This is a genomic window from Psychrobacter cibarius (assembly GCF_904845955.1).
Taxonomy (GTDB): Bacteria; Pseudomonadota; Gammaproteobacteria; order Pseudomonadales; family Moraxellaceae; genus Psychrobacter; species Psychrobacter cibarius_B.
The window spans coordinates 651,460-674,596 of record NZ_CAJGYX010000001.1; the positions used below are offsets into that span (position 1 = coordinate 651,460).

Here is a 23,137-nt window from a genome sequence, read left to right on the forward strand (position 1 = left end):
ACCTAAGTACGATCATTAACTTTCCAAACACTTTCCCAACTTTAGTCATCCTAAGGGATTTTAATGGTTTAATCGAGCAAAAAAGCGCCCTAGGACGCTTTCTCTTTTGTATCATACAGTCATATTATCTTATTGCTTTGCCGCACCGAACGTTCCTTGGAATTTAGTCCCCGTACCAGCTGCAGTTCCTTTTCCACCTTGATCAGATACATCTTGATAAATACCGCCTAAGAACTTCGCACCTTCACCATAGAAACCACCTGCGGTATCGATGCCATTTTTATTACCCACAAAAGTATTGCCCGCAATATCTGCATCAATTTTGATCTGATTGCCAGCAGGCATATATTTATAGTCCGTACCAGTAAATGATAATGTGCCATCGACTGAGCCATTGACAAAATCAACGTTGAAAGCAGAAGTACCATTAACTGGGGCTGTCGAAGCATTATCCGCTAAATGGATATTTTCAATATAAGTCGCACTGCCTGTATATTGAGCCTTACCATCATTAACACCTTTCAGACTGTCCATACCTGCTTGCGAGGTTAAGTAGCCTTGTACATATACATTGGCTGCACGTGAGACATCGCCTGCAAACGATGAGTTAAGATTGCCATATACATGACCAATCTGCATTTGATTGTCAAAGTTCTCATAAACAGCGCTGTATTGATAACTTGGATTAAGGTTACCTCTCCCTGCATCAACTGTGACTGCGCCAGTTGCATTGGTCAAAGACACCTCTATTGGTTTAAGGACCGTGTCTGGCTTAACCATATCAGCAAGTACTTTGCCTTTACTAAAGCTATTGAAATTGTTGCCTTTGCGATTGTCTATTGGGACATTAGAACCATCCTTAACGTTCGTTTCTGTCCATGCCGATTTATCATCTCTGATTTCCACATAACCAATCGCGTCTACCAGTTGACCTTGACCCAATGGTAATGTTTTATTTTTGCTACTTAAGGCGGTAGATTGGAAGCCTGTCATTGTAGACTCTACTGGAGCAGGAGCAGCGCTTGGATCTACTTTGCTAGCGCCATAAGTGCCTTTACCACCAGAAACTTGATAAACACCACCTAATAGACCTGCATCTTCACCAAAGAAACCCCCTTTAGTATCAACCCCATTCCAATTACCAGCAAAGGTATTTCCAATAATCTCGGCTTTGATTTTCTTCTCACTGACATTAGAACCTTCAAATGATAACGTACCATCTATTTGACTGTCGACAAAGTCCACATCAAACTCAGAGGTACCTATAATCGGATTAACACCAATGATTTCTTGCTCACTATTACCAATATAAGTGGCATCACCTTTATAAGCTACTTTGCCATCATTAATACCATTATCAATATTGTATTGTGACAAGCCTTTCATGTACTGCATATCGTCAGTGCTTGTACTGTTACCTTGTACGTAGACATTAGATAAGGTGTCTAATCGAATTCCATTGTTTGTCGTTTTGAGATCACCGTATAAATGACCGATTTGCATCTGATCATTGTAGTTTTTATAAACAGACGTATATTTGAAACGTCTGTTCAAATACCCTGCTGGCAATGAATATAAAGCACTCTTTTTAAATCCTGCTTCGTAGTCCTCATCACCTGCATCTCGTAACTTAAAGTTAGTAGTAGTATTTTTATCAAAACGTCCAGACCCAGTTTCTAATAAATTAACTTTAAGCGTATCGTAGTTAGCAGAAGTATTGGTATTGATAGCGCTATTGTCACTACCTGAGATCGTATTTTGGAAACCACTTATTGTTGCATTCACTGGAGACTGTGGATTGGTTGGTGCTGGTGGTAACTGCTGCGATGCTTCAAGAGCCTCTTCTGCAGCTTTTGCTCTAGCTTCTGCATCTGCTTTCGCTTGTAAAGCTTCATCAGCGCGCGTTTGAGCAGCAGCAGCTTGTGCTGTCGCATCTGCGGCTTGCTGATTGGCTTCTGCGACTTTTTTATCCGCTTCCACTTTGGCCTCACCAATCGCTTTGTCTGCAGCATTTTGTGCTGCTTGTGCAGCTTGTAATGCGGCGCCTTTTGCAGTCTCCGCAGCTTTTCTTGCAGCTTCTGCCGTCGACAAGGCTTGTAATGCAGCGGCTTCAGCCATTTCTGCTGCGGATGCACGTTCTAGGGCAGCAGCTAATTGCTTTTCACCATTACCAGCATTGGCTAGAGCGTCTTCTGCTCTTTGTAAGGCTTCTTGTGCTTTGACAGCGTCTGCTTGAGCTTTATCAGCAGCAGCTTTAGCAGCATTTGCCTGTGCCTGAGCATTAGCGATGGCAGCATTAGCAGCAGCTGCGGCTGCTTGAGCGTTTTTGGCAGACTGCTCAGCAGCGGTTTGTTTATCGCTGGTCGCGCCATAAGTTCCTTGGGCATTATTGCCAGCGTAAACACCGCCTAGGTACTGGGCATCACCACCAAAGAATCCACCTTCGGTTGTATAGCCTGCATTGTTAGCAGCAGTCCCTGAGAATTGGTTGCCATTAATGCTGGCGGTTAAACCAATTTTACCGGCTTTATTAAATGTGAGATCCCCTTTTACGTTTTTAGCCACAAAGTCTGCGGTGAATACTGATTTGCCAAATTCGATATCATTACCTAAACCAAGTTCACGATAAGTAGCATCACCGGTATAACCTACTTTACCTTCGGTTGGTATATTGGCAGCTTGAGTAGCATTACCAGTAACGACAACACCATTCACGGGTAGGGTTGAGCCTAACAATGCTACTTCAGCGGCACCATCGATATGACCGATGCGCATGTCATCGCCAAAGTCTTTATAAGTTGAGGTGTAGTTAAGTGGTAAGGTTTGACCAATTGCTGCGACGATAATTTCAGTATCGCCTTCATAGGTTTTAAACCCGCTCTGAGTTTCAGTATCGTTGGCCCCTGATGTTACGATAGCGACTTTAGGTAGTAGACCAGGTTGATCTGGCGTGGAGGGATCTTGTGAAGCGATGTCAGCTCTAGCATCTACTGTGGAACCATCTGCGCTGATGTCAAAGTCGCGGGTGGTGGTATTAAATACACCCAATGATCCAGCGTTGATATTCAGCGACTGCACGCCAGATTTCTCTGCTTCAGGGGCATTCTTAATGGTGGCGGCAGCTAAGGCATCTTTAGCAGCTTGGGCGGCAGCTTGAGCCGCAGTTACTTGGGCGGAAGCTTGAGCAGAGGCAACGGCTTGAGCTTGCTGAGCTGCAGCGGCTTGGTCATTAGCGGCGTCAAGAGCGACTTGGCGACGGTCAACTTCTGCTTGTAAAGCTTCGGTGTTGCCACCTGAGGCAAGTGCGGCGGCTAAAGCTTTCTCTGCAGCTGCTAGATCATCTGTTGCTTTCAATAAATCAGCTTTAGCTTTGTCTGCTTCGCCTTGGGCTTTATCTGCTTTTTGTTTCTCAAGCGCAGCTTGGGTTTTGGCAGCTGTGGCTTGTTTTTCTGCTTGAGTTTTGGCTTCTTCTGCAGCTTTCAAAGATGTCTCAATCTCTTTAGCCTTGGCCTCTGCTACGGTTGCACGATTATCTGCGGCTTTAGCCTTTTCTTCAGCCGCTTTCACTTTGGCAACTGCATCGGCGGCGGATTTTTTAGCGGCTGTTATTTCCGTTTTAGAAGCTTTTGCAGCCGCTTCAATTTTTGTTACCGCCTCTACTCGAGCGGCTTCTGCAGCGAGCTTGGCTTTTGCAGCTTCATCTTTTGCAGCATCTATCGCTGTTTTAGATGCCGCCATTACCTTCTCTGACTCTTTTCCAAAACTCTCTTGGGCTGCTTTAAGAGCATCTTGCGCAGCTTTGGTTTTTGCTTCTGCAACCTTGAGCGCTTCTTGTGCAGCTTTAGTTTTTGCTTCTGCAGCTTTGATAGCCTTTACTGCGTCAGCATTGCTGACATTGCCTCCACTATCAACATTTCCGCCACTTTCTGATCCTATTACAGGTGACGACTTAGGCGTAACCGTGCTATCACTACCGCTCGTTGAGCACGAAGCTAAAATGACAGTGGTTAAAATAACCACGCTGGCTTTGAGCGGTGTCTGTAGTTTTTTTACGGCAGATATCGCTGGTATCAAATGATGATTAAATGACATTCGTCTTCCTCCATGAAGAACTGGTAATATTCCATTATTTACTAACTTAGACACAACATATATTCAGTGCCTTGAATAGATAAACAAATGTAACATAAAAAGTCAATTAATATTATTCAAATATTAATGTCGGTAACCTTTAGTTACTAAATAAATTCAATCAATAAGTTAAATGATATAAATCGTATTACGTAAACAATAAACAACAAAATTTTAATATAATGTATAACTGAAAATTTATCTTTTAGAAAAAATAAAAACGAATTATTGTTAAGTAAAATCCTAAAAACTATCCTTAATATTCAATAAAATCATAATTTTAACTATAAAAATCACTAAAAATTTATTTCATTTTAAAAAGGTTGATGCCAGCGACAGATAGCGTTATTTTATTAAAATAGGTAAAAAATAGAATATCAGCCAATAAATACATTAAAAAGTTATATCGATTATTAAAAACAACTACTTCAAAAATAATATCCTTAAATTTTATTATTATTATTTATATAATATAACTAAAATCTGACTATATAGACAAACATTAGTTAATCAATAAAATTCTTATCATTATATAAGAACCCTCTGCTCATCTTCACAGTCACAATATCAGGTATATAGATTCAGACATAAAAAAAAGCACCCTAAGGTACTTTTTTTATGTCTGAATTAAGAATTTATATGATCTTTATTTGGAATTAGGCTGCTTCTCAGCACCAAAAGTACCTTGGAAAGTAGTACCTTCACCTGGCTGAGCACCTTTACCCCCTTGAGTTAGAGCCTCTTGATAAACGCCACCTAAGAAGTTAGCATCCTCACCGTAGAAACCACCTGCTGTATCGATACCATTCTTATTACCAGCGAAAGTATTTCCTGTAATATCTGCATTGATATCAATCTTGTTACCAGTAGGCATGTAACTATAATCACCTGCTGCAAAAGACAGCGTACCTGCAACTTTACCACCAACAAAGTCTACGTCAAATGCTGAAGTACCATCAACTACTGGTCCACCACGAACACCATCTTTTAGATGTAGATTTTCCATGTAGGTAGCAACACCGCCATAAGCCACCATACCGTCATTGATATTATTATCGATATTGTATTGTGCTAAGTCTTTCATGTACTGCATGTCGTCAAGATTGGTACCGTTACCCTGTACGTAAACAGTAGAAACACGAGCTAAGTCACCTAAACCAAATAGGTCAGTTCTAGGATCACCATAAACATGACCGATCTGCATTTGCGAATCAAAGTTCTTATAAACAGATGAGTAATTGAGGTCTAATGCTACAGGACCTTGAACTTTAGTAGACTCAGTATGCAACTTAAATCCATTACCGTAATCTGTGTCTGCGTCTCCACTTATATTGATTAAAACTTGCTCTTTCACAGAGTCAGGTTTGGTCATGTCAGCACGAGCTATGAATTTATCATAACCAGTGAAATTATTTCCAGCACGATTATCTACTGGCACCTTAGAACCGTCTACATCTACCGTTTCTTTAAAGTCAGACTTGTCATCACGTATTTCTGCATAACCAATGGCGTCAGCTGTAAAGTTACCTTTTTTACTACTTAACGTATTGCTTTGGAAGCCAGTAAACTCAGTATCCACTTTAGCATCTGGATTAATAGGCGCTGTTGGCGTTGGCGTTGGCGTTGGCGTCGGCGTTGGCGTCGGAGTCGGCGTTACAACCTTATCTTTTTCTGCCCCATATGTACCTTGAGCACCGTTACCTTCGTAAACACCGCCTAGGTATTGGGCATCACCACCGAAAAAACCACCTTCGGTCTTGTAACCATTATTAGCTGCTGCTGTGCCTGAGAACTCATTGCCTGTGATATCAGCGGATAAACCAATGTTTTTATCACTAAAAGTGAGATCGCCTTTGACGTTCTTAGCAACAAAGTCTGCGGTGAATGCTGAGGTGCCATATTCAATAGCTTTGTCTAGACCAAGCTCACGATAAGTAGCATCACCGGTATAACCTACTTTACCTTCGGTTGGTATATTGGCAGCTTGAGTAGCATTACCAGTAACGATAACGCTATTTACGGGTAATGTTGAACCTAAAGCAACGACTTCTGCTTTACCATCGATATGACCGATGCGCAGGTCATCGCCAAAGTCTTTATACGTTGAGGTATAGTCTAACGGTAGCGTTTGACCAAGAGCAGCAACAACTATATCGGTACTGTCTTTATGAGCTTTAAAACCATTTTGAAGCTCGGTGTCATTTGAGCCTGATGTGTTAATAGCAACTTTCGGTAGTAAACCAGGTTGGTCTGGTGTGGCTGGATTTTGTGAAGCAATATCTGCTCTTGCATCGACAGTAGAACCATCTTCATTAATGGTGAAGTCTCGGGTAGTTGTGTTAAATACACCGAGTGAGCCTGCGTTGATATTTAGTGACTGAACGCCAGTTCTTGTGTCTTCAGGTGTTGGCGTCGGTGTTGGAGTTGGCGTTGGAGTTGGCGTTGGTGTTGGTGTTGGAGTCGGTGTTGGAGTCGGTGTGATTACTGGGCTACTACCATCAAAAATATCATTTAAGGTATATGAATCGCTTCCACTGCTTCCGCATGCGGACAAGATGACAGAAGTTAGTATGACAACACTGGCTTTTAAGGGGGTTTTTAGTTTCTTGGCTGTAGGTACAGCTGATATTGAATGACGGTTAGGTGACATTCGTCTTCCTCCATGGATGATTGATAGATATTCCTTTATCTACTAATTATAGAATTAGTATTTGGGCAATATTTGTAGATGACCAAATTTGATTCATACAAATTATTCATATTCGAACATGTCCTCGATTCAAACGATGAATGTTTAAATGATGACATACCCTAAATAAAGCTTACCTAACTCAATGGTTAAACAAGCTGTTTTCTAACATTTATTTTGAGAGGCTATAGTCAGATGATAAATTACTGGCTCTGATAAGAGAGTTTTACACCAGCGATGTAGCCATCGTTATCTTGAAACTTGCTAACGATACTACCGTTAGGTAGCTGTCCTGTAGCATCGCCAAATTTTAAATATTTTCCGCCCACTGAAACTGCCCATTCAGGTGTCACATTATACTTAACACCACCACCAAGACTGTAATATCCATCAATAGTACCAAGTGAGCTTATAGGGTCACCTGCACCAGAGTCATAACCAACGACCACTGAGCCAGCTAGCTTCTCATTAAAACGTTTAGCTAAGCCAACATCCACTTTCCATTGGTCTTTATCATAAGATAGTAGAGGTAGTCCCTCTGGAACAGCTGCTTTTGAGTAGGCATTGTAAAGTGGCGGCACAATAGAAAAATCACTCCACGGCACCCAACGTACATCCAAAGTACCTAATAACTGATACTTTTGACTTAATCCAGTTTCAATATTTAAATTAACAGATTCTGGCGTAGTGACAGTAGCATCAGTCGTAGCATACTCACCAATCGATTTTCCAAGATCAGAATTTGGATCAATTCCAAGCTTATCTAGTACTACGCCTTTTAGAGGTGACCCTAATAGTGGCACTCTTTCACCTATTGGTGTCTCATGCTCGATTTCAGAGCGATACGTTAGTGCGGCCTTTAATGCAATCTCAGGTTTACTATAAGCAAGACCAGCTGCCCAACCATAAGCAGTATCGTTATTTACATTCGCATCATAGCCAGTCAATGGTCCATACGCCTGACCACGCAAGTGTACTTCCGCTTCCGCTTTTTGCAATACTGGACCACCATATACTTGGAAGCCATTAGATTTAAAACCAACCAAGCCTGTCCATGTCTCGGTATGGACGCGAACATTAGTATTTTTATCGTAGTCAGGATCTAGTACTGAAGGATTGATAACTTCATTTGGCACTGAAATACCTGAAGATGAGTCCGCTATGGTATCTTTTCCTGCTTGAGATACAAAAGTGCTGTTTCCAGTATATTCTACTTCTGCACCCCAAGGTTCATCATAAAATACACCGATACTAACGTTGTCATTGATATCCGTTTTTACACCGTAGCGCATAAAAGAATAGGTATCACCAGTAATATTACCAGTAGGCGCACCTTTCTCATATGAAGCTTCATCTGACGTTATGCCATTTCGTATTTCTGTAGTGGGAGAGGTACGAATAGCACCTGCATTATCGTTACCAGAAACATCACTATCAATATAAGCGTAATCAATTTCGGCATAAGTGCCAGAGTTAAAAAAGCCCTTAATATCTTGACCTGAACGATCAAGACCAGCCGCCTGCGTCAACGATGCAGCCGATAAGGCAATAAGAGCGAGAGTGAGTTTAGAGATAGGGAACTGATGAGACACTTAGATATCCTCCATGAATAAAATAACTGGCAAGTAGCTTAGTTGCTATATAACGACTAGTCACTAAAGCTTATGCTGAGCAATCCTTTGCCAAACGACTTTTATACTTAACGATTGAATGTAACTATCGATTACACGATCACACTTTCGTTGTTATCAGACATTACTACTATGTAAGATAACGTAACTGATTTCAGTATCATAATTAAAGTTCAGCACTATAGCAACACCCTTTTTAATTTTTTGTGAAGATAGATTTATGTTAACTAATTTAGTATAAAAATCATAATGGTTTGGACTATGTAAACCATTATTTTCTATGAGTAGTCATTAAAAAAACTTGCGTTTAGTTCTCGAAATCTATATAAAGCATTGATTAACAGCAGTATTTTTTGATAAAAAAAAATTAAAAAAGAGCAGCCTCAAAGGGCTGCTCTTTTTCAATCGTGCTGAATACAATTTTATTAAAACAAGTGTTCACTTAATATGCGATATTTTCTCACTATTTAACATCTTGATAGGACAATTTCACACCAAATATGTATCCATCATTATCCTGAAAATCACCAACAATCTTACCACTTGGCAACACACCTTGGGCATCGCCGAACCATAAGTATTTGCCACCTGCTGATACTGCCCAGTTTTCTGTCACGTTATACTTTGCACCCAAACCAGCGCTGTAATAACCTTCGATAGGACCTAACGAAGTGACAGGGTTGCCAGCACCACTATCCCAACCAACGGTACCACTAATTGCAAGTGCTGGTGCAACACGTTTGGCAAGACCAAGCTCAACTTGCCATTGATCCTCTTCGTACTCAACCAAGTTCAAACCATCAGGTCCATAAGATCTCTTACTAACTTCATTATATAATGGTGGCGTAATCTTAAAGTCACCCCAAGGTACCCAGCGCACTTTTGCAGTTGCTAACGTTGTAGGGTTAATACCCGTTTGAAAATCAAAGTTTACGGATTTAGGAGTAGTAATTTCCATATTACTGGTACGATTGGCTGCAGCTGGATCACCAGCTAAAGCACCTGCAATCGGGTAGTTTTCAGCAATCTTCATGTTGTGGTCGATTTCAGAGCGATAGGTCAGCGCTGCTTTTAAGGCAATTTCAGGTTTGCTATAGGCAATACCAGCTATATAACCATAGTCCATATCAGGGCTGTTACGTGAGGTATAGCCAGTAGCAGGACCATAAGCCAAACCTCGTAATTTTACTTCAGACTCAATACGCTGAGCAACTGGACCACCGTATACTTGAAACTCTTTATTGGCACCAAATTTTGCCCCAAGAATAGCTGTCAGGCTGTTACTACGTACTTCAACATTAGTACCTTCCCCTGCATTAGCTGCTTCAGCATTTGCGATACCTACTGCTCCACGCAAACCATCTAACTGCGCTTGCTGTTCATCTGTCAAGACTCCAGCCGCTTCTCCTGGCGTGAGCGCACCTATTCCAGCCAAAGCTGCGGCATAAGTGGGAGCTTGATTGTTAGTAATGGCAGCGACAGAAGCATCAAGATCGCCTTTCGACACAAAATTGTTGTCGCCAGTATATTGCGCTGCTGCGCCAAAGGGCTCATCATATAAGATACCAACACTAAAGGTTTCATTGATATCTGTTTTTACACCATAACGAAAAAAGTCATAATACTCAGCGATATCGCCAGTCTTATCACCTCTAACATAGGTATTGTTGCTAGGAACGTTATTGGCACTATCATAACCACTAACGTCAGCATCGATATAGGTGTAAACAGCTTCAGCATAGGTGCCATCTTGGAGGAAGGCTGTGACATCTTGACCCGAACGATCAAGACCTGCAGCATTGGTCATAGTAGCTACAGAAATAGTAGCAATAGCTACGGCAAGAGTTTTTAAGTGAAAAGTAGCGCGCATTGTTTATCTCCAAACATCCCAGTTGTTTAACCATTTACATAAACTATAAGCGACATTAATAATCGCAAGATTGCTTTACATAAAAAGTGTCCTGCTTTCGATAGTAATGACTTTTCAATCGTAAAACAATATTTAAAAGAAATTATTTTGTCTTTTATAACGTTATCGTTTTATCTTATTAGCAATTATCTAAACAATTGTTTTACTATAAGCTGAGGCATAAATACTTATATAAAATAATTAAACTATAGTTCATTAATTTTAGCCTCTGAGAATGCCCAATATATTCAATAAAAAACTCTCTAAGTCGAAATTGCTTTATTTTAAGCAAAAAAAAGCGACCCAATCAGGATCGCTTTTTATTATTTAGACTATGGATTTATAATTTAGCAAATTACACATCACATTAGTTTGCTTGGTAAGAAAGCTTCACGCCAAGTGCAAAACCATCGTTGTCTTCAAAGTTACTAACCACGGCTTTAGTCGGAATTTGGCCTTTAGCATCACCGAACCATAGGTATTTACCACCAGCTGATACTGCCCAGTTTTCAGTCACATTGTACTTGGCACCCAAACCAGCACTGTAGTAGCCTTCGATAGGACCTAGCGAGGTTACAGGGTTACCAGCACCACTATCCCAACCGACAGTACCTGTCACTGCTAATGCTGGCGTCATGCGCTTAGCGAGACCTAGCTCAACTTGCCATTGATCTTCATCATAACTAACTAATGCCAAGCCTTCATCATCTTTTGTCGATACTTTACTGACATCATTGTATAGTGACGGTACGATAGCAAAATCACTCCAAGGCACCCAACGGACTTTCGCAGTAGCTAGCATCGTCGGATTGATACCCGTTTGGAAATCAAAGTTGACTGATTCTGGCGTATTGATTTCAATATCAGAATGTCTGGTAGTCGGCAACGCTAGACCAGCGGTAGCACCTGCAGCCGTAGCAATTGGAAAAGTCTCAAAAGCTTTTGCATTGTGCTTGATTTCAGAGCGATACGTCAAAGCAGCTTTAAGTGCAATTTCAGGCTTGCTATAAGCCATACCAGCGATCCAGCCATAGTCTTGGTCATTACTGATGTGAGTGGTATAACCCTTGGCTGAACTGTATGCATCACCGCGCAATTTTACATCTGCCTTTACGCGCTGAGCCACTGGACCACCATAAGCTTGAAACTCTTTGTTAGCGCCAAATTTAGCACCAAGAATACCAGTAATGCTCTCAGTACGTACTTCTACTTGCGTCGCTTCGCCCGCTACTGCTGCTAGACCTTTAGCGGCTTCAAGACCAATAAGCTGACCTTGAGCGGCTTGTAATTCTTCAGCGGTTAAACCACCTGGATTACCTGGAGCAAGCGCCCCTTGCAATTGTGGTATTAATACGTTATCGACGTAAGCTTCGGTAATATTAGGGTTTTTTGTAAAGTCTTGAATGATAGCGTCACGATCACTTTCGGTAACGAAATCGTTTTGACCGTTATAATCAGCGGCGGCACCAAAAGGCTCATCATATAAAATACCGATGCTAAACGTGTCGTTAATATCTGCTTTTACACCATAACGGAAAAAATCATAAGACTCTGCGATATCATTGAGCTTATTGCCTGACAAGTCTTTACCACTCACATCAGCATCGATATAAGTATAAACAGATTCGGCGTAGGTGCCATCTTGTAAGAATGCGGTGATATCCTGACCTGAACGATCAAGACCAGCAGCACTAGCAACGCTAGCAATAGAAAGAGCAGCAACAGCTACTGTGAGAGTTTTCAAATGAAAATTTGCGCGCATTATGTATCTCCAAACGTCCGCATTGTTTTACTACTTTACTTAATTTTAATAAGCAAGCAGCATCCGAGGTGGAGGATAGTAATGATTTTCGAACATTAAAACAACTGCAAAAACACATTATTTCCTGATTATGACTGAACAGTATCTGTATTTCACAATGCGGATATAATAGTTATAAATTTTCAATCATTTAGTTTTTGCAGATATTAATTTTGCAGGTATTAATAATGAGGGGGTCTTTCTGCCATTACATCAAAAGGTGCAATGCCGCCTTCAGGATCCTGACTTTCCACTTGTTTATAGATCAGCTGCAACTGTCGTTGTAATGTCTGAATATCTTTATCTTGCCGCGCAATCACCTCATCGAGTCGCTCTACTGTCATCTCTAGATGCGCCATACTCATCTGCAAATCAATGACTTGTTGCGTTTGTAGATCAGCATGCACAGCTAAAGCCTCGTTCTGAGCCTTATCTTGAGGATTAAATTGATTCATATTTTTCTCTGAATTATCATAAACATAAGACTGGTAGGATTCATTAATAAAATGGCTCGATGACCGATACAAAGTAGCAATTAGACGACGATGCTCTTTATAAAATAGCAGCCGTTAATAAAAGCCATAAATAGTGCGGATAAAATCATTTACGCTCACTACAGTCACGTGATGGCATGTTATACTGCTCGCAATTTTGCAGCAACCCCTACCTCACTATTATATAAGCTTAAGATATTCTATGGCTCTGATACATTTAAAAGATATCCACCTTGCTTTTGGCGTCGCTCCTGTTCTTGATGGCATTGATTTTGCTATTGAAGCAGGTGAACGTGTCTGTTTAATTGGCCGTAATGGCGAAGGCAAATCCACCTTATTTAAGCTAATTAACGGCACCTTACAACCTGATAGCGGCGAAGTCATTATCAATAGCAGCGTGCGCGTGGCGATGCTAGAACAAGACGTTCCCGAGACAAGCGGACGTATCCTAGACATCGTTATGGGTGGTAGCAGCCGTACGGCTGAGCTGCTTATCAACTACAATGCCCAAACAGATTTATGTGCCAATGGCGACATGGATGCTTGTGAGCGTATGGCCGATTTGCAGCATGATATCGATGCGGTACACGGTTGGGATTTAGAGCGCGAAGCCACCCGCCTTATCAAAACCATGGGGCTGGATCCAGATGATGATTTATCTTCATTATCAGGTGGTCGTAAGCGCCGTGTACTACTAGCACGTTCATTGGTCACCAAACCTGATGTACTGCTGCTCGATGAACCAACCAACCATTTGGACGTTGATAGTATTGAATGGCTAGAGCGCTTTTTATTGGATTGGCAAGGTCTAACATTGTTGTTTGTCACCCATGATAGAGCATTTGTCAATAAACTATCGACTCGCATCATTGAGCTAGATCGTGGTCAATTGACCAGTTATGACGTCACTCAAGGCGAAGGTGGCTATGCACGCTATCAAGAGCTAAAAGAGCTACAGTTACTCGCTGAAGAAAAAAATAACGCCAACTTTGATAAAAAACTGGCACAAGAAGAAGTTTGGATTCGCCAAGGTATCAAAGCCCGTCGTACCCGTAACGAAGGCCGTGTACGCGAGCTAAAAGCATTGCGTGAAGAGCGTAGCGATCGCCGTGAGCAAGTCGGTAACGTTAATATCACGATGGGTCAAGGCGAGAAAAGCGGTAAGCTGGTCTGTAAAGTCAAAAACTTACATCTTGAGTATAATGGCAACGTATTGGTTGATAACTTTACAACCACTATTATGCGCGGTGATAAAATCGGTATTGTCGGACCCAACGGTGCGGGCAAAACCACACTAATTAAAGCCCTACTCGATATGTCTGATGACGAAGTCACAAAGACTGGTAGTGTTGAGTTAGGTACCAACCTAAAAATCGCTTTCTTCGACCAGTTGCGCGATCAGTTAGACCTTGAAGCCAGTGTGGCGCAAAACGTCTCAGAAGGCTCAGACTTCGTCGAAGTGGGTGGTCGTAAGACACACATCATGAGCTATCTACAAGATTTCTTATTTGCCCCAGAGCGTGCGCGTACCCCAGTCAAAGCACTATCAGGTGGTGAACGTAACCGCGTACTACTTGCCAAGCAGCTATTAAAGCCTGCCAACATTCTGGTACTCGATGAGCCAACCAACGACTTGGATATGGCGACACTTGAGCTACTAGAAGAGTCCGTCGCCAGCTTTGGCGGTACGATTTTGCTCATCAGTCACGACCGCTCATTTATGGACAATGTCGTTACATCTACTTGGGTATTTGACCAAGATGAAGACGGCAAAGGTATCGTCAAAGAGTATGTCGGTGGTTATCAAGAATACTTGGTACAAAAAAACCGTGAGCAAGCAGCACACGCAGCTAGAGCACCAGCCAATAATGCAAATACTGCCAGTAAAGTTACCAATAAGACAACCGCAGCAAAACCTAACAAAGCTGCCAAAAAGCTCAATTTCAATGAACAGCGTGAACTGGACAATTTGCCAAAAGAAATCGCTGCATTAGAAGCTGAGCAAGCCCAATTGCAAGAGAAACTAGCAGATGGCTCATGGTTCACCACTGACGTTAATGCAGCGACTGCCGCAAGTGAGCGCCTACTCACGATTGAAGATAAGATGATGAGTAAGCTTGAGCGTTGGAGTGAGCTTGAGAGCTAACGTTAGCGACTAAAGCCATGTTTTATAAAACTTGGAGTTTGATAAGACATAAAAAGTAATGAAATAATCACCGTTTTGTTCTTACAAAGCGGTGATTATTGGTTTACGACTACTTACATAGTAGTTAGATAGTGAAAGTTAGTGAACATTACCTTAATTTCGAGTATCATTCGCTATTGCAAAATATCCTTATTAATTATAAGGTCATCACGCTTATAATCCTTGCCAAAAAATCTATGTGAGACATTGATAATGCAGCTATTTTGCATCAATTCTCCTATTCAACCTTAGAGTATGTTCTATCAAGGTTGCTTTATTTTTAACGCAATAATTTATTTTATCACCGAAATAGCTTAGAATAGCAACAATTAGCAAAATTAGGCACAGCCAAAGTGGCTTGATATTGTACATTTTCTAAGCCACAAACCCAGTGTGGGATAATCCCATTTCATTCACCTGGAGGAAGTATTAATGAGCCAAGCCGAAGGCGTTAACGTACAACGCCGTAGAGTTCTTATTGCCTCGACTGCCGCGATTGGTGCAGCTGGGGTAGCTGCTGTGGCAACACCTTTTGTCCGTTCTTGGTACCCAAGCGCTAAAGCTGAGGCTGCAGGGGCTGCAGTGACCCAAGATATTGGTTCTATCGAAGCAGGACAGATGATCGTTGTCAAATATCGCGGTAAACCCATTTTTGTGGTCAAACGCACAGAAGATATGCTAGCGACTTTAGCGTCAGTAAAACCTTTACTGTCTGACCCTGAATCTGATGCGTCATTACAACCTGAATACTGTAAAAATCCAGAACGCTCTATCTCGCCAGAAGTCTTGGTAGTAGAAGGCGTCTGTACACATTTAGGTTGTGCACCAAACTACCGTCCTGATGTTGGCGCGGCTGACTTGGGTGGTAATGATTGGTATGGCGGATTTTTCTGCCCATGCCACGGGTCTAAATATGACTTGGCGGGTCGCGTTTATAGTGGCGTTCCTGCACCGCTTAACTTACCTGTCCCAGATTACAACATGGATGGTACCATCTTGACGATTGGGGAGGCTTAATATGAGCATGGGTAAAAAGTTAATGCATTGGGTGGACGCACGCTTTCCAGCGACCGAAACCTATGAATACCATATGTCAAAGTACTATGCACCAAAAAACTTTAACTTTTGGTACTTTTTTGGCGTGTTATCAATGGTGGTATTGGTTAACCAATTGGTAACAGGTATTTGGCTGACCATGATGTACAACCCAAGTGCCGAAGGGGCATTTGCGTCTGTTGAATACATCATGCGCGATGTCAAAGGTGGTTGGCTCATCCGTTATATGCACTCAACTGGCGCATCTGCGTTCTTTGTGGTCGTCTATCTGCATATGTTTAGAGCACTGCTATATGGTTCATACCAGAAACCACGTGAGCTTATTTGGCTCATCGGTATGGGTATTTACTTAGCATTGATGGCAGAAGGTTTCTTCGGTTACCTACTACCTTGGGGCAATATGTCATTTTGGGGTGCACAGGTTATCTTGAACCTTCCTGCTGCTCTACCTGTGATTGGTGATGGGCTTGCAGAATGGGTACGTGGTGATTATATTATCTCAGGTATCACCCTAAACCGCTTCTTTGCTCTACATGTGGTTGCTATCCCACTCGTACTTGTGGGCTTAGTATTCATGCATATTGTAGCGCTACACCATGTGGGTTCGAACAACCCTGATGGTATTGATATCAAAAAGCTAAAAGATAAAAATGGTGTGCCGTTAGATGGTATTGAATTCCATCCGTACTACACAGTGCATGATATGATTGGTATCGTGGTCTTCTTTATCTTGTTCTTTGCAGTGGTATTCTTCTTCCCAGAAGGCGGCGGATTCTTCCTTGAGCCACCAAATTTTGAGACAGCGAATTCATTGAAAACACCAGCACACATTGCACCAGTATGGTATTACACGCCATTCTATGCCATTTTACGTGCGGTTCCTGACAAGTTGGGTGGTGTGATTGCGATGGGCGGTGCGATTGCCGTACTATTCTTGATACCATGGCTAGACAGATCGCCTGTACGCTCTATACGCTATAAAGGCATTTTATCTAAAATTGCTTTAACCGTGTTTGCGATTAGTTTCTTAGTTTTAGGTTACTTAGGCGCGACGCCAACGACACCAACAGCAACATTAATGGCTCGTATCTTCACTGTCTTGTATTTCTTGTTTTTCTTACTGATGCCAATTTATACCTCTATTGAGAAGTGTAAACAGCCACCTGAACGCGTTACCGGAGGTCACTAATGAACACGCTAATTAAATCCCTAGCGGGTCTAGGCTTAGGCGCGGCATTAACCTTGACGGCTGGTACTGCACTGGCAGCTGGTGGCGGTGGATGTGGCACATTCACCAATGCTGAGGGTGTTGAAGAACACTTAGCTTGTAGTACTGCTCCTATTGATTTTACCAATAAGGGCTCGCTACAAAACGGTGCGAAAATCTTTATGAACTACTGTGCTGGTTGTCACTCTGCACAGTATGTTCGTCACTCGCGCATTGCTAAAGATTTAGAGATACCACCTGAGTTGGTCGAAAAGTATTTGATGGTCACCACCGATCAAATCGGTGATCATATCAATGCTGAAATTGATCCTGAAGTACAAGCATCATGGTTTGGCGCAGCACCACCAGACTTATCACTTGAGACCAGACTACGTGGCGATGACTGGGTATATACTTACCTGTTATCCTTCTATGAAGACCCAAGCCGTCCTTGGGGTGCCAATAACTTAGTACTTGCCAATGCGGCGATGCCTCATGTCTTGCATAATATGCAAGAAGAGCTGAGTGCTGAAGAGTTTGAATCCGAAGTGGGTGATTTGGTTAACTTTATGGCGTGGATGGCAGAGCCTAACCGTCATGACCGTCAAGTGATTGGCTTCTTTGTGATTTTATTCTTATTAGTATTACTCATTCCAGTTTACTTATTGAACAAAGAATTCTGGAAAGATGTAAAATAATTAAGTATTAAAAAATATATTTTTATCGAAAAAAAGGCACTACTCTGGTAGTGCCTTTTTTTGTCTCTTAAAAGACCATAAAACACTGAACCATAATTTAAAACAAGGCTCACCCGCAATGTTTACGTACCTTGCCTTGATAATCAGGGCAACTTTGTTTACGATGAAAGGCTTTACTATTAACATTAGGCTTTCATGATTGATGCGAACGACATTCCAAGTAGTCAGCTGATTTTATACGCTGATGACGGCTACGACAGTCATGTAGTGCGCCTATTGCTTGAGGAAAAAAAGCTTGCCTATTATCTATCACGCTTGCACTCTGAACGGCCTGAAGATTTAACCGAGCTGAACCCCTATCACACCTTGCCTGTTCTGCAACAACGTGAAATCGCACTGTATGAGATTAACGTTATCTTTGAGTATCTTGAAGAGCGTTATCATACAAACAAACTACTACCGGATACCCCGCAAGAGCGTGCCCAATTTCGCCAGCTGGCTTGGCGTATTCAGCATGATTGGCTGGTACTCGGTAAGCGTCTACTCATGCACCCTAATAGCTTTAATAAAACACAAGCTGCTATTGCAAAAAAACAGTTAAGCGATTCTTTGATTACTTTGTCACCACTGTTTGCTCATAAACCTTATTTTATGGCAGACGAGTTTGGCTGGTGTGATGTATTGTTAGCACCTTTGTTATGGCGACTTGAAGAAATGGGAATTGAGCTGCCACGCGCGATTAGTCGCCCCTTATTTGACTATCAACAGCGGGTCTTTGAGCGTACTAGCTTTCAAAAAAGTGTGCGTTAATTAGGGTGTATCCTCAATCTGGGCATTAAACCTTAAATGGGCCAAAATGACTAAATCTTTGTCAAACTGTGTCAAATAGCTTGCTTATATTTCGATATTATCAGTACTATTTTCCTTGTTTGGCTGCAATTTTTATCACCATTTTCAAAATCAGGACACGCCCTAGACAATGCTTAACCGCTGTCTTAAAATAGAAAACAACAAAATACCTTTAGATTATTTTCTTCAAATTATCAGTATAGGAAACCCTTAGATGAGCGAAACCACCTCTATTACCCCAACACGTCCCTATATGGTGCGCGCGCTTTATCAGTGGATAGAAGACAATCAACTAACGCCTTACCTGATGGTTGATGCCACTGCCGAAAATGTACAGATTCCAAGGGAACACGTGCAAGATGGTCGTATCGTATTGAATATCGCCAGCCGTGCGACTGGTAATATGAGTATGGAAAATGATTATATTCATTTTAGTGCGCGTTTTGGCGGCGTGTCACAAGAGATTTGGGTACCAATGACGTCGGTATTAGGTATTTATGCAAAAGAAAACTCGCAAGGGATGTTTTTTGACCCCAATGAATATGACAACTATCAACCTGAAGATGATGCGATAGTAAGCTCACAGAAGAGCCCTACTGCGACACCTAAAGCCAAACGTGATAATAAAGCTGGTTTAAAAGTATTGAAATAGTCAATTTTTCGGTATAAAAAAGGCTGGTCGTATTATATACGGTCAGCCTTTTTGTGATTAATCTAAAAGATTTATCATTGTGCACTTTTAGTTAACACGTAAGATTACTAGGGCGTGTCTTCATTTCAAAAATGGTGATAAAAATGAGATAAATTGCCGTCAAACAAGGAAAATAGCGCAGATAATATCGGGATATTAACCAGCTATTTGACGATGTTTGGCAAGATTTAGCCATTTTTAGCCCATTTAGAGGACTATCGAGTGAATTGAAGACACGCCCTAGGTTCTTGGCAATGTCACGCCGCGTTGACCTTGATATTTACCGCCGCGATCTTTATAGCTGGTTTCACATACGTCATCAGCATCACTTTGGAAAAACAGCATTTGTGCCACTCCTTCGCCTGCATAAATACGCGCTGGTAGATTGGTGGTGTTACTAAATTCCAAAGTGACATGCCCTTCCCACTCAGGCTCCAGCGGCGTCACGTTGACGATAATTCCGCAACGGGCATACGTTGATTTACCAAGACAGATCGTCAATACATCACGTGGAATACGGAAATATTCCATGGTGCGTGCTAGCGCAAACGAGTTTGGCGGAATAATACACTCGTCACCGATGACATCAATAAAGCTTTTTTCATCAAAGTTTTTTGGATCTACAATCACTGAATGAACATTGGTAAAAACTTTAAATTCAGGCGCACAGCGTACATCATAACCATAGCTTGACGTACCGTAGCTAACCAGACGCTCGCCTGCATCATTAAAACGTACTTGACCCGCTTCAAACGGCTCAATCATGCCGTGTTCTTCAGCCATTTTACGAATCCAGCGGTCAGACTTGATAGACATTGTTGTTCCTTAGCAGCTATAAAATAAAATTTACGATATGAAGTGTATTTTGATAGCGACGATTATACGGAATTGAGCGCTCAATTTATAGGCTTGCCTGCGTTTAATATAAATCTACAATCAATACGACAACCGCCTACCATTTTGCGAAATGATCTTCTGCTAAGCCCATTGTCTTATCGATTTTAATAACGTCATCTTTTAGACGAATCTCACCACTATAAAAGCCAAGCCATTGCTCAAATATACTGGCAAGCACACCAAAGTTATCCGTCTTTTTATAAACGGTTATCGGCGTGAAGGTTAAGTCAATATCAACATTGCTCCAGCCTAGGTTTTGATGATAGATGCGCCAAGGCTGTCGCGTATTATTTATGGTTTTAGCATTATCATCTTGCTCATTAGCTGGCAAACTTAAACCATCACGGACAAACATCACAGGCGGTAAATAATAAATCTGCCCATCCACCCAGCACGCATTTTCGCTAACACCGGTCTCATTGACGCCCATCGCTAGATTTAGGGCAAAATGACGACCATCTGGCAAATAGCTATTGATACAACTCCAAAACCAGTTGGTCTTGTGGCGCATATAGCCAAGCGTCCAATCGAGATTGGCGATAGTCGTTTTGGAAAAGTGGATTTGTTTGGTTTGAGCATCAGTGTTAAATTTTGAATGGGCTTTAATAAGCAAGTGACCAGAAAGAGCAGTTAACGGTTCTTTTTGAGTAAAGGTCCAGCCACGCCTGCCCGTTGGTGTGCAGACTGCTAATGGCGCTGCTTGCCGCTGTAGCGTCGCATCAAGCGTAATGTGTTTACTGTCCAATGCTACTGCGATTTGTGAAGGCGTAAAATCCAATGTTAATGTGAGACTACTATGGGTAAATGCCATTTGCCCTTGATAGCAATCGCCTTCTAACTGTGTTTGCCGTGTCAACGGCTGCAATGCTTCACAAACCTCTAGCTGCTCAGTCTCATCGTTATAAAGATAAACAAAGGCACTGGTTGCCAACTTAATCGTTGCCAATGCCAGACAAACCCGATAAGGCGGCTGGATAATTTGAATAAAGCAAAATTGATTGACTTTTAACTCTTTGCGCCAGTTTGGTAAGGTTTTTTGTGAGACTAGATGGCTGTGATAGTCCAAATAATTGATATTTTTAACGTGAGCAAAGATGCCAAAAGTAGGCTGACCGTTTTTAATTAGCTCATTGAGAACAACTGGCTTACTGCTGGTAGATAGTTGTTGCTGATCTTGCTCATTGCGATTTTGATTCATGATTAAAGCATCCTAGCTAAATTTTTCTAAAGGTATTATTCATTTACAGCTACTGTTTATTTACAGCTACTATCTGTCCTTGATAGCTGACTGTGGTATGTATCACTCTTCTTTTTGCCTGTCCTGAAGCCAAAAAAAACGCTGCTGTTATCATCTTAACTTCAATGCTGGTCAATCCATCTGCCAACCTTTCTGTCACATTTTCTGATGCCGTTTGCTACTCCCATCTTTAGAGTAGCAAATGGCCATCAGTTGATTGTTTGAGAGCTCAACCACATATATCGGCGGACGCAATAATTTCAGTCACCTATACTGTTTGGGAATATCGTCTAAATGACATTGATAAATAGATAGGCTCACAATATTCCCTTGTTAAAAATATAAGTTCTTTAACGATTTTCTACTTAAGCTGTTCCACTATCACTAAGAACTACTATTAAAAAATACGCTTATCATTGACAGGCTTAGCGAATTTATTAATAGTGGCTTCGATATTTTTGGCAATGCTAAGATAGTACGGCGCAAACTCATCATCGGCTAATACGCTCGGCTCACCTTTATCCACTTGTGCACGAATACCACTGGCCAATGGCAATTGCCCTAACAGCGGCACCTGATACTGTTCAGCGATTTTTTCACCGCCGCCTGTACCAAAGATAGCTTCTGTATGATTACAGTTACTACAGGTATGTAGTGCCATGTTTTCGACCACGCCGAGTACTGGGATATTGGTTTTGTTAAACATCTCAATGCCTTTTTGCGCATCAAGTAAGGCAATATGCTGCGGCGTCGTGACAATCACCGCGCCCGTCACGGGAATACGCTGCGCTAGCGTGAGCTGAATATCGCCCGTACCCGGTGGCATATCAATGACTAAGTAATCTAGCTGCGGCCAGTTGGTTTGATTATACAGCTGCATCAGCGCACCAGTGGCTTTTGGTCCGCGCCACGCGACAGGCGTATTGTCACCATCGAGTAAGCTACCAATCGATAGCATTGCCATGCCGTGCGCATTGATAGGAACAAACTGCTCGTTTTCCAGCTCAGGTTTGACATTATCGACGCCCAGCATCGTTGGCATACTAGGACCATAAATATCGGCATCCAGTACGCCAACACGGTTGCCTAGCTTTTGTAATGCCAAAGCAATGTTGACCGTGGTAGTGGATTTACCAACACCGCCTTTACCCGATGCCACGACGATAATATGACGAATGCGCGGATGCGCGGCGAGTGACGCTTGTGTCGGCGCGGCTTTGGTAATTGGTGGTTCAACAGTGGTATTGCTATCAGTATTTGCCGCTAGTTTATGTTGATTGTCCATGGCATTAGTGGTTTTTGGCATTGCTTTTGGCAGACTTGACCCCGAGCCTTTCGTCGGTGCGGGCAGACGAACATTCATATGAATAGTCTTGATACCGTGCGGATGTAACAGTTGCCCAAGTTCTTGTTGGATAATTTCAGGATTACTATTTACGGGTAGGCGCAAGTCTAAGGTGAGCTGGTCACCATCACGCTCGAGCCCCGTTACCATGGTGGCAATACTGACAGTACCTACCTCATAACCAAGCAGCACCTTGTCCACGGCACTATCGCGCTCTGCTCGCTGCTCTGGTGTTTCTGATTTTTTGGTGGAGGTTTTCTTCATAAAGTTAAACATAGCGACTATTACTGCCTATACAAGTGGGTGGGCATGGCAAA

The 23,137-nt window shown here is 42.0% G+C and carries 15 protein-coding genes; 6 read left to right on the plus strand and 9 right to left on the minus strand.

The window, feature by feature from the left end:
- Positions 1-129: 129 nt before the first annotated feature.
- The 6 genes from JMV76_RS02575 to JMV76_RS02600 all read right to left on the minus strand — a co-directional run bounded on the left by JMV76_RS02575 (position 130) and on the right by JMV76_RS02600 (position 12,616).
- The gene (locus tag JMV76_RS02575) at positions 130-4,092 is read right to left on the minus strand and encodes a transferrin-binding protein-like solute binding protein (protein ID WP_201501503.1); all 3,963 of its coding nucleotides are present in this window, start codon (positions 4,090-4,092) and stop codon (positions 130-132) included.
- A 685-nt stretch (positions 4,093-4,777) separates the two neighbouring features.
- Entirely contained in the window at positions 4,778-6,781 is a 2,004-nt protein-coding gene (locus JMV76_RS02580; RefSeq protein WP_201501504.1) for a transferrin-binding protein-like solute binding protein, read from the minus strand.
- Between the two features lie 242 nt (positions 6,782-7,023).
- On the minus strand, positions 7,024-8,412 hold the full coding sequence (locus JMV76_RS02585) for an OmpP1/FadL family transporter (protein ID WP_201501505.1): 1,389 nt from the start codon (positions 8,410-8,412) through the stop codon (positions 7,024-7,026).
- Positions 8,413-8,914: 502 nt separating this feature from the next.
- A complete protein-coding gene (locus JMV76_RS02590; protein ID WP_201501506.1) occupies positions 8,915-10,321 on the minus strand; it encodes a hypothetical protein in 1,407 nt (468 codons plus the stop codon).
- Positions 10,322-10,727: 406 nt separating this feature from the next.
- Positions 10,728-12,122, minus strand: a complete 1,395-nt coding sequence (locus JMV76_RS02595) for an outer membrane protein transport protein (RefSeq protein ID WP_201501507.1) — start codon at positions 12,120-12,122, stop codon at positions 10,728-10,730.
- 221 nt (positions 12,123-12,343) lie between these two features.
- Positions 12,344-12,616: a SlyX family protein gene (locus JMV76_RS02600; protein ID WP_045455183.1), complete on the minus strand. Its 273-nt coding sequence runs from the start codon at positions 12,614-12,616 to the stop codon at positions 12,344-12,346.
- Between the two features lie 241 nt (positions 12,617-12,857).
- Between JMV76_RS02600 and JMV76_RS02605 the strand changes: the two genes are divergently transcribed.
- The 6 genes from JMV76_RS02605 to JMV76_RS02630 all read left to right on the plus strand — a co-directional run bounded on the left by JMV76_RS02605 (position 12,858) and on the right by JMV76_RS02630 (position 19,302).
- Entirely contained in the window at positions 12,858-14,801 is a 1,944-nt protein-coding gene (locus JMV76_RS02605) for an ATP-binding cassette domain-containing protein (protein WP_201501508.1), read from the plus strand.
- Between the two features lie 471 nt (positions 14,802-15,272).
- Positions 15,273-15,857 (plus strand): ubiquinol-cytochrome c reductase iron-sulfur subunit, encoded by a 585-nt coding sequence (gene petA, locus JMV76_RS02610; protein ID WP_045446807.1) that lies wholly within the window; start codon positions 15,273-15,275, stop codon positions 15,855-15,857.
- Positions 15,858-15,879: 22 nt separating this feature from the next.
- Positions 15,880-17,085 carry a cytochrome b gene (locus JMV76_RS02615; protein WP_173936707.1) on the plus strand — a complete coding sequence of 402 codons (1,206 nt, stop codon included), beginning with the start codon at positions 15,880-15,882 and terminating at the stop codon, positions 17,083-17,085.
- Positions 17,085-17,801, plus strand: a complete 717-nt coding sequence (locus tag JMV76_RS02620; protein ID WP_045446804.1) for a cytochrome c1 — start codon at positions 17,085-17,087, stop codon at positions 17,799-17,801. Before JMV76_RS02615 ends, JMV76_RS02620 begins: the two co-directional genes overlap by 1 nt.
- 195 nt (positions 17,802-17,996) lie before the next feature.
- Entirely contained in the window at positions 17,997-18,611 is a 615-nt protein-coding gene (locus JMV76_RS02625; RefSeq protein WP_201501509.1) for a glutathione S-transferase N-terminal domain-containing protein, read from the plus strand.
- 253 nt (positions 18,612-18,864) lie between these two features.
- Positions 18,865-19,302: a ClpXP protease specificity-enhancing factor gene (locus tag JMV76_RS02630; protein WP_045446801.1), complete on the plus strand. Its 438-nt coding sequence runs from the start codon at positions 18,865-18,867 to the stop codon at positions 19,300-19,302.
- 279 nt (positions 19,303-19,581) lie between these two features.
- On the opposite strand, the gene dcd is transcribed toward JMV76_RS02630, so the two are convergent.
- From dcd to apbC, 3 genes are all read right to left on the minus strand, one after another.
- On the minus strand, positions 19,582-20,157 hold the full coding sequence (dcd, locus tag JMV76_RS02635; RefSeq protein ID WP_011513914.1) for a dCTP deaminase: 576 nt from the start codon (positions 20,155-20,157) through the stop codon (positions 19,582-19,584).
- Between the two features lie 136 nt (positions 20,158-20,293).
- Complete coding sequence (locus JMV76_RS02640) at positions 20,294-21,436, minus strand: DUF2804 domain-containing protein (protein ID WP_201501510.1); 1,143 nt, start codon at positions 21,434-21,436, stop codon at positions 20,294-20,296.
- A gap of 436 nt (positions 21,437-21,872) precedes the next feature.
- Entirely contained in the window at positions 21,873-23,096 is a 1,224-nt protein-coding gene (apbC, locus tag JMV76_RS02645; RefSeq protein WP_201501511.1) for an iron-sulfur cluster carrier protein ApbC, read from the minus strand.
- Positions 23,097-23,137 lie beyond the last annotated feature (41 nt).

What these genes read in the sequence shown, in the direction of transcription:
- JMV76_RS02575 (WP_201501503.1), bottom strand. Translation starts at nt 4,092, where the DNA reads ATGTCATTTAATCATCATTTGATACCAGCGATATCTGCCGTAAAAAAA.
- JMV76_RS02580 (WP_201501504.1), bottom strand. Translation starts at nt 6,781, where the DNA reads ATGTCACCTAACCGTCATTCAATATCAGCTGTACCTACAGCCAAGAAA.
- JMV76_RS02590 (WP_201501506.1), bottom strand. Translation starts at nt 10,321, where the DNA reads ATGCGCGCTACTTTTCACTTAAAAACTCTTGCCGTAGCTATTGCTACT.
- JMV76_RS02595 (WP_201501507.1), bottom strand. Translation starts at nt 12,122, where the DNA reads ATGCGCGCAAATTTTCATTTGAAAACTCTCACAGTAGCTGTTGCTGCT.
- JMV76_RS02600 (WP_045455183.1), bottom strand. Translation starts at nt 12,616, where the DNA reads ATGAATCAATTTAATCCTCAAGATAAGGCTCAGAACGAGGCTTTAGCT.
- JMV76_RS02605 (WP_201501508.1), top strand. Translation starts at nt 12,858, where the DNA reads ATGGCTCTGATACATTTAAAAGATATCCACCTTGCTTTTGGCGTCGCT.
- petA (WP_045446807.1), top strand. Translation starts at nt 15,273, where the DNA reads ATGAGCCAAGCCGAAGGCGTTAACGTACAACGCCGTAGAGTTCTTATT.
- JMV76_RS02615 (WP_173936707.1), top strand. Translation starts at nt 15,880, where the DNA reads ATGCATTGGGTGGACGCACGCTTTCCAGCGACCGAAACCTATGAATAC.
- JMV76_RS02620 (WP_045446804.1), top strand. Translation starts at nt 17,085, where the DNA reads ATGAACACGCTAATTAAATCCCTAGCGGGTCTAGGCTTAGGCGCGGCA.
- JMV76_RS02625 (WP_201501509.1), top strand. Translation starts at nt 17,997, where the DNA reads ATGATTGATGCGAACGACATTCCAAGTAGTCAGCTGATTTTATACGCT.
- JMV76_RS02630 (WP_045446801.1), top strand. Translation starts at nt 18,865, where the DNA reads ATGAGCGAAACCACCTCTATTACCCCAACACGTCCCTATATGGTGCGC.
- dcd (WP_011513914.1), bottom strand. Translation starts at nt 20,157, where the DNA reads ATGTCTATCAAGTCTGACCGCTGGATTCGTAAAATGGCTGAAGAACAC.
- JMV76_RS02640 (WP_201501510.1), bottom strand. Translation starts at nt 21,436, where the DNA reads ATGAATCAAAATCGCAATGAGCAAGATCAGCAACAACTATCTACCAGC.
- apbC (WP_201501511.1), bottom strand. Translation starts at nt 23,096, where the DNA reads ATGTTTAACTTTATGAAGAAAACCTCCACCAAAAAATCAGAAACACCA.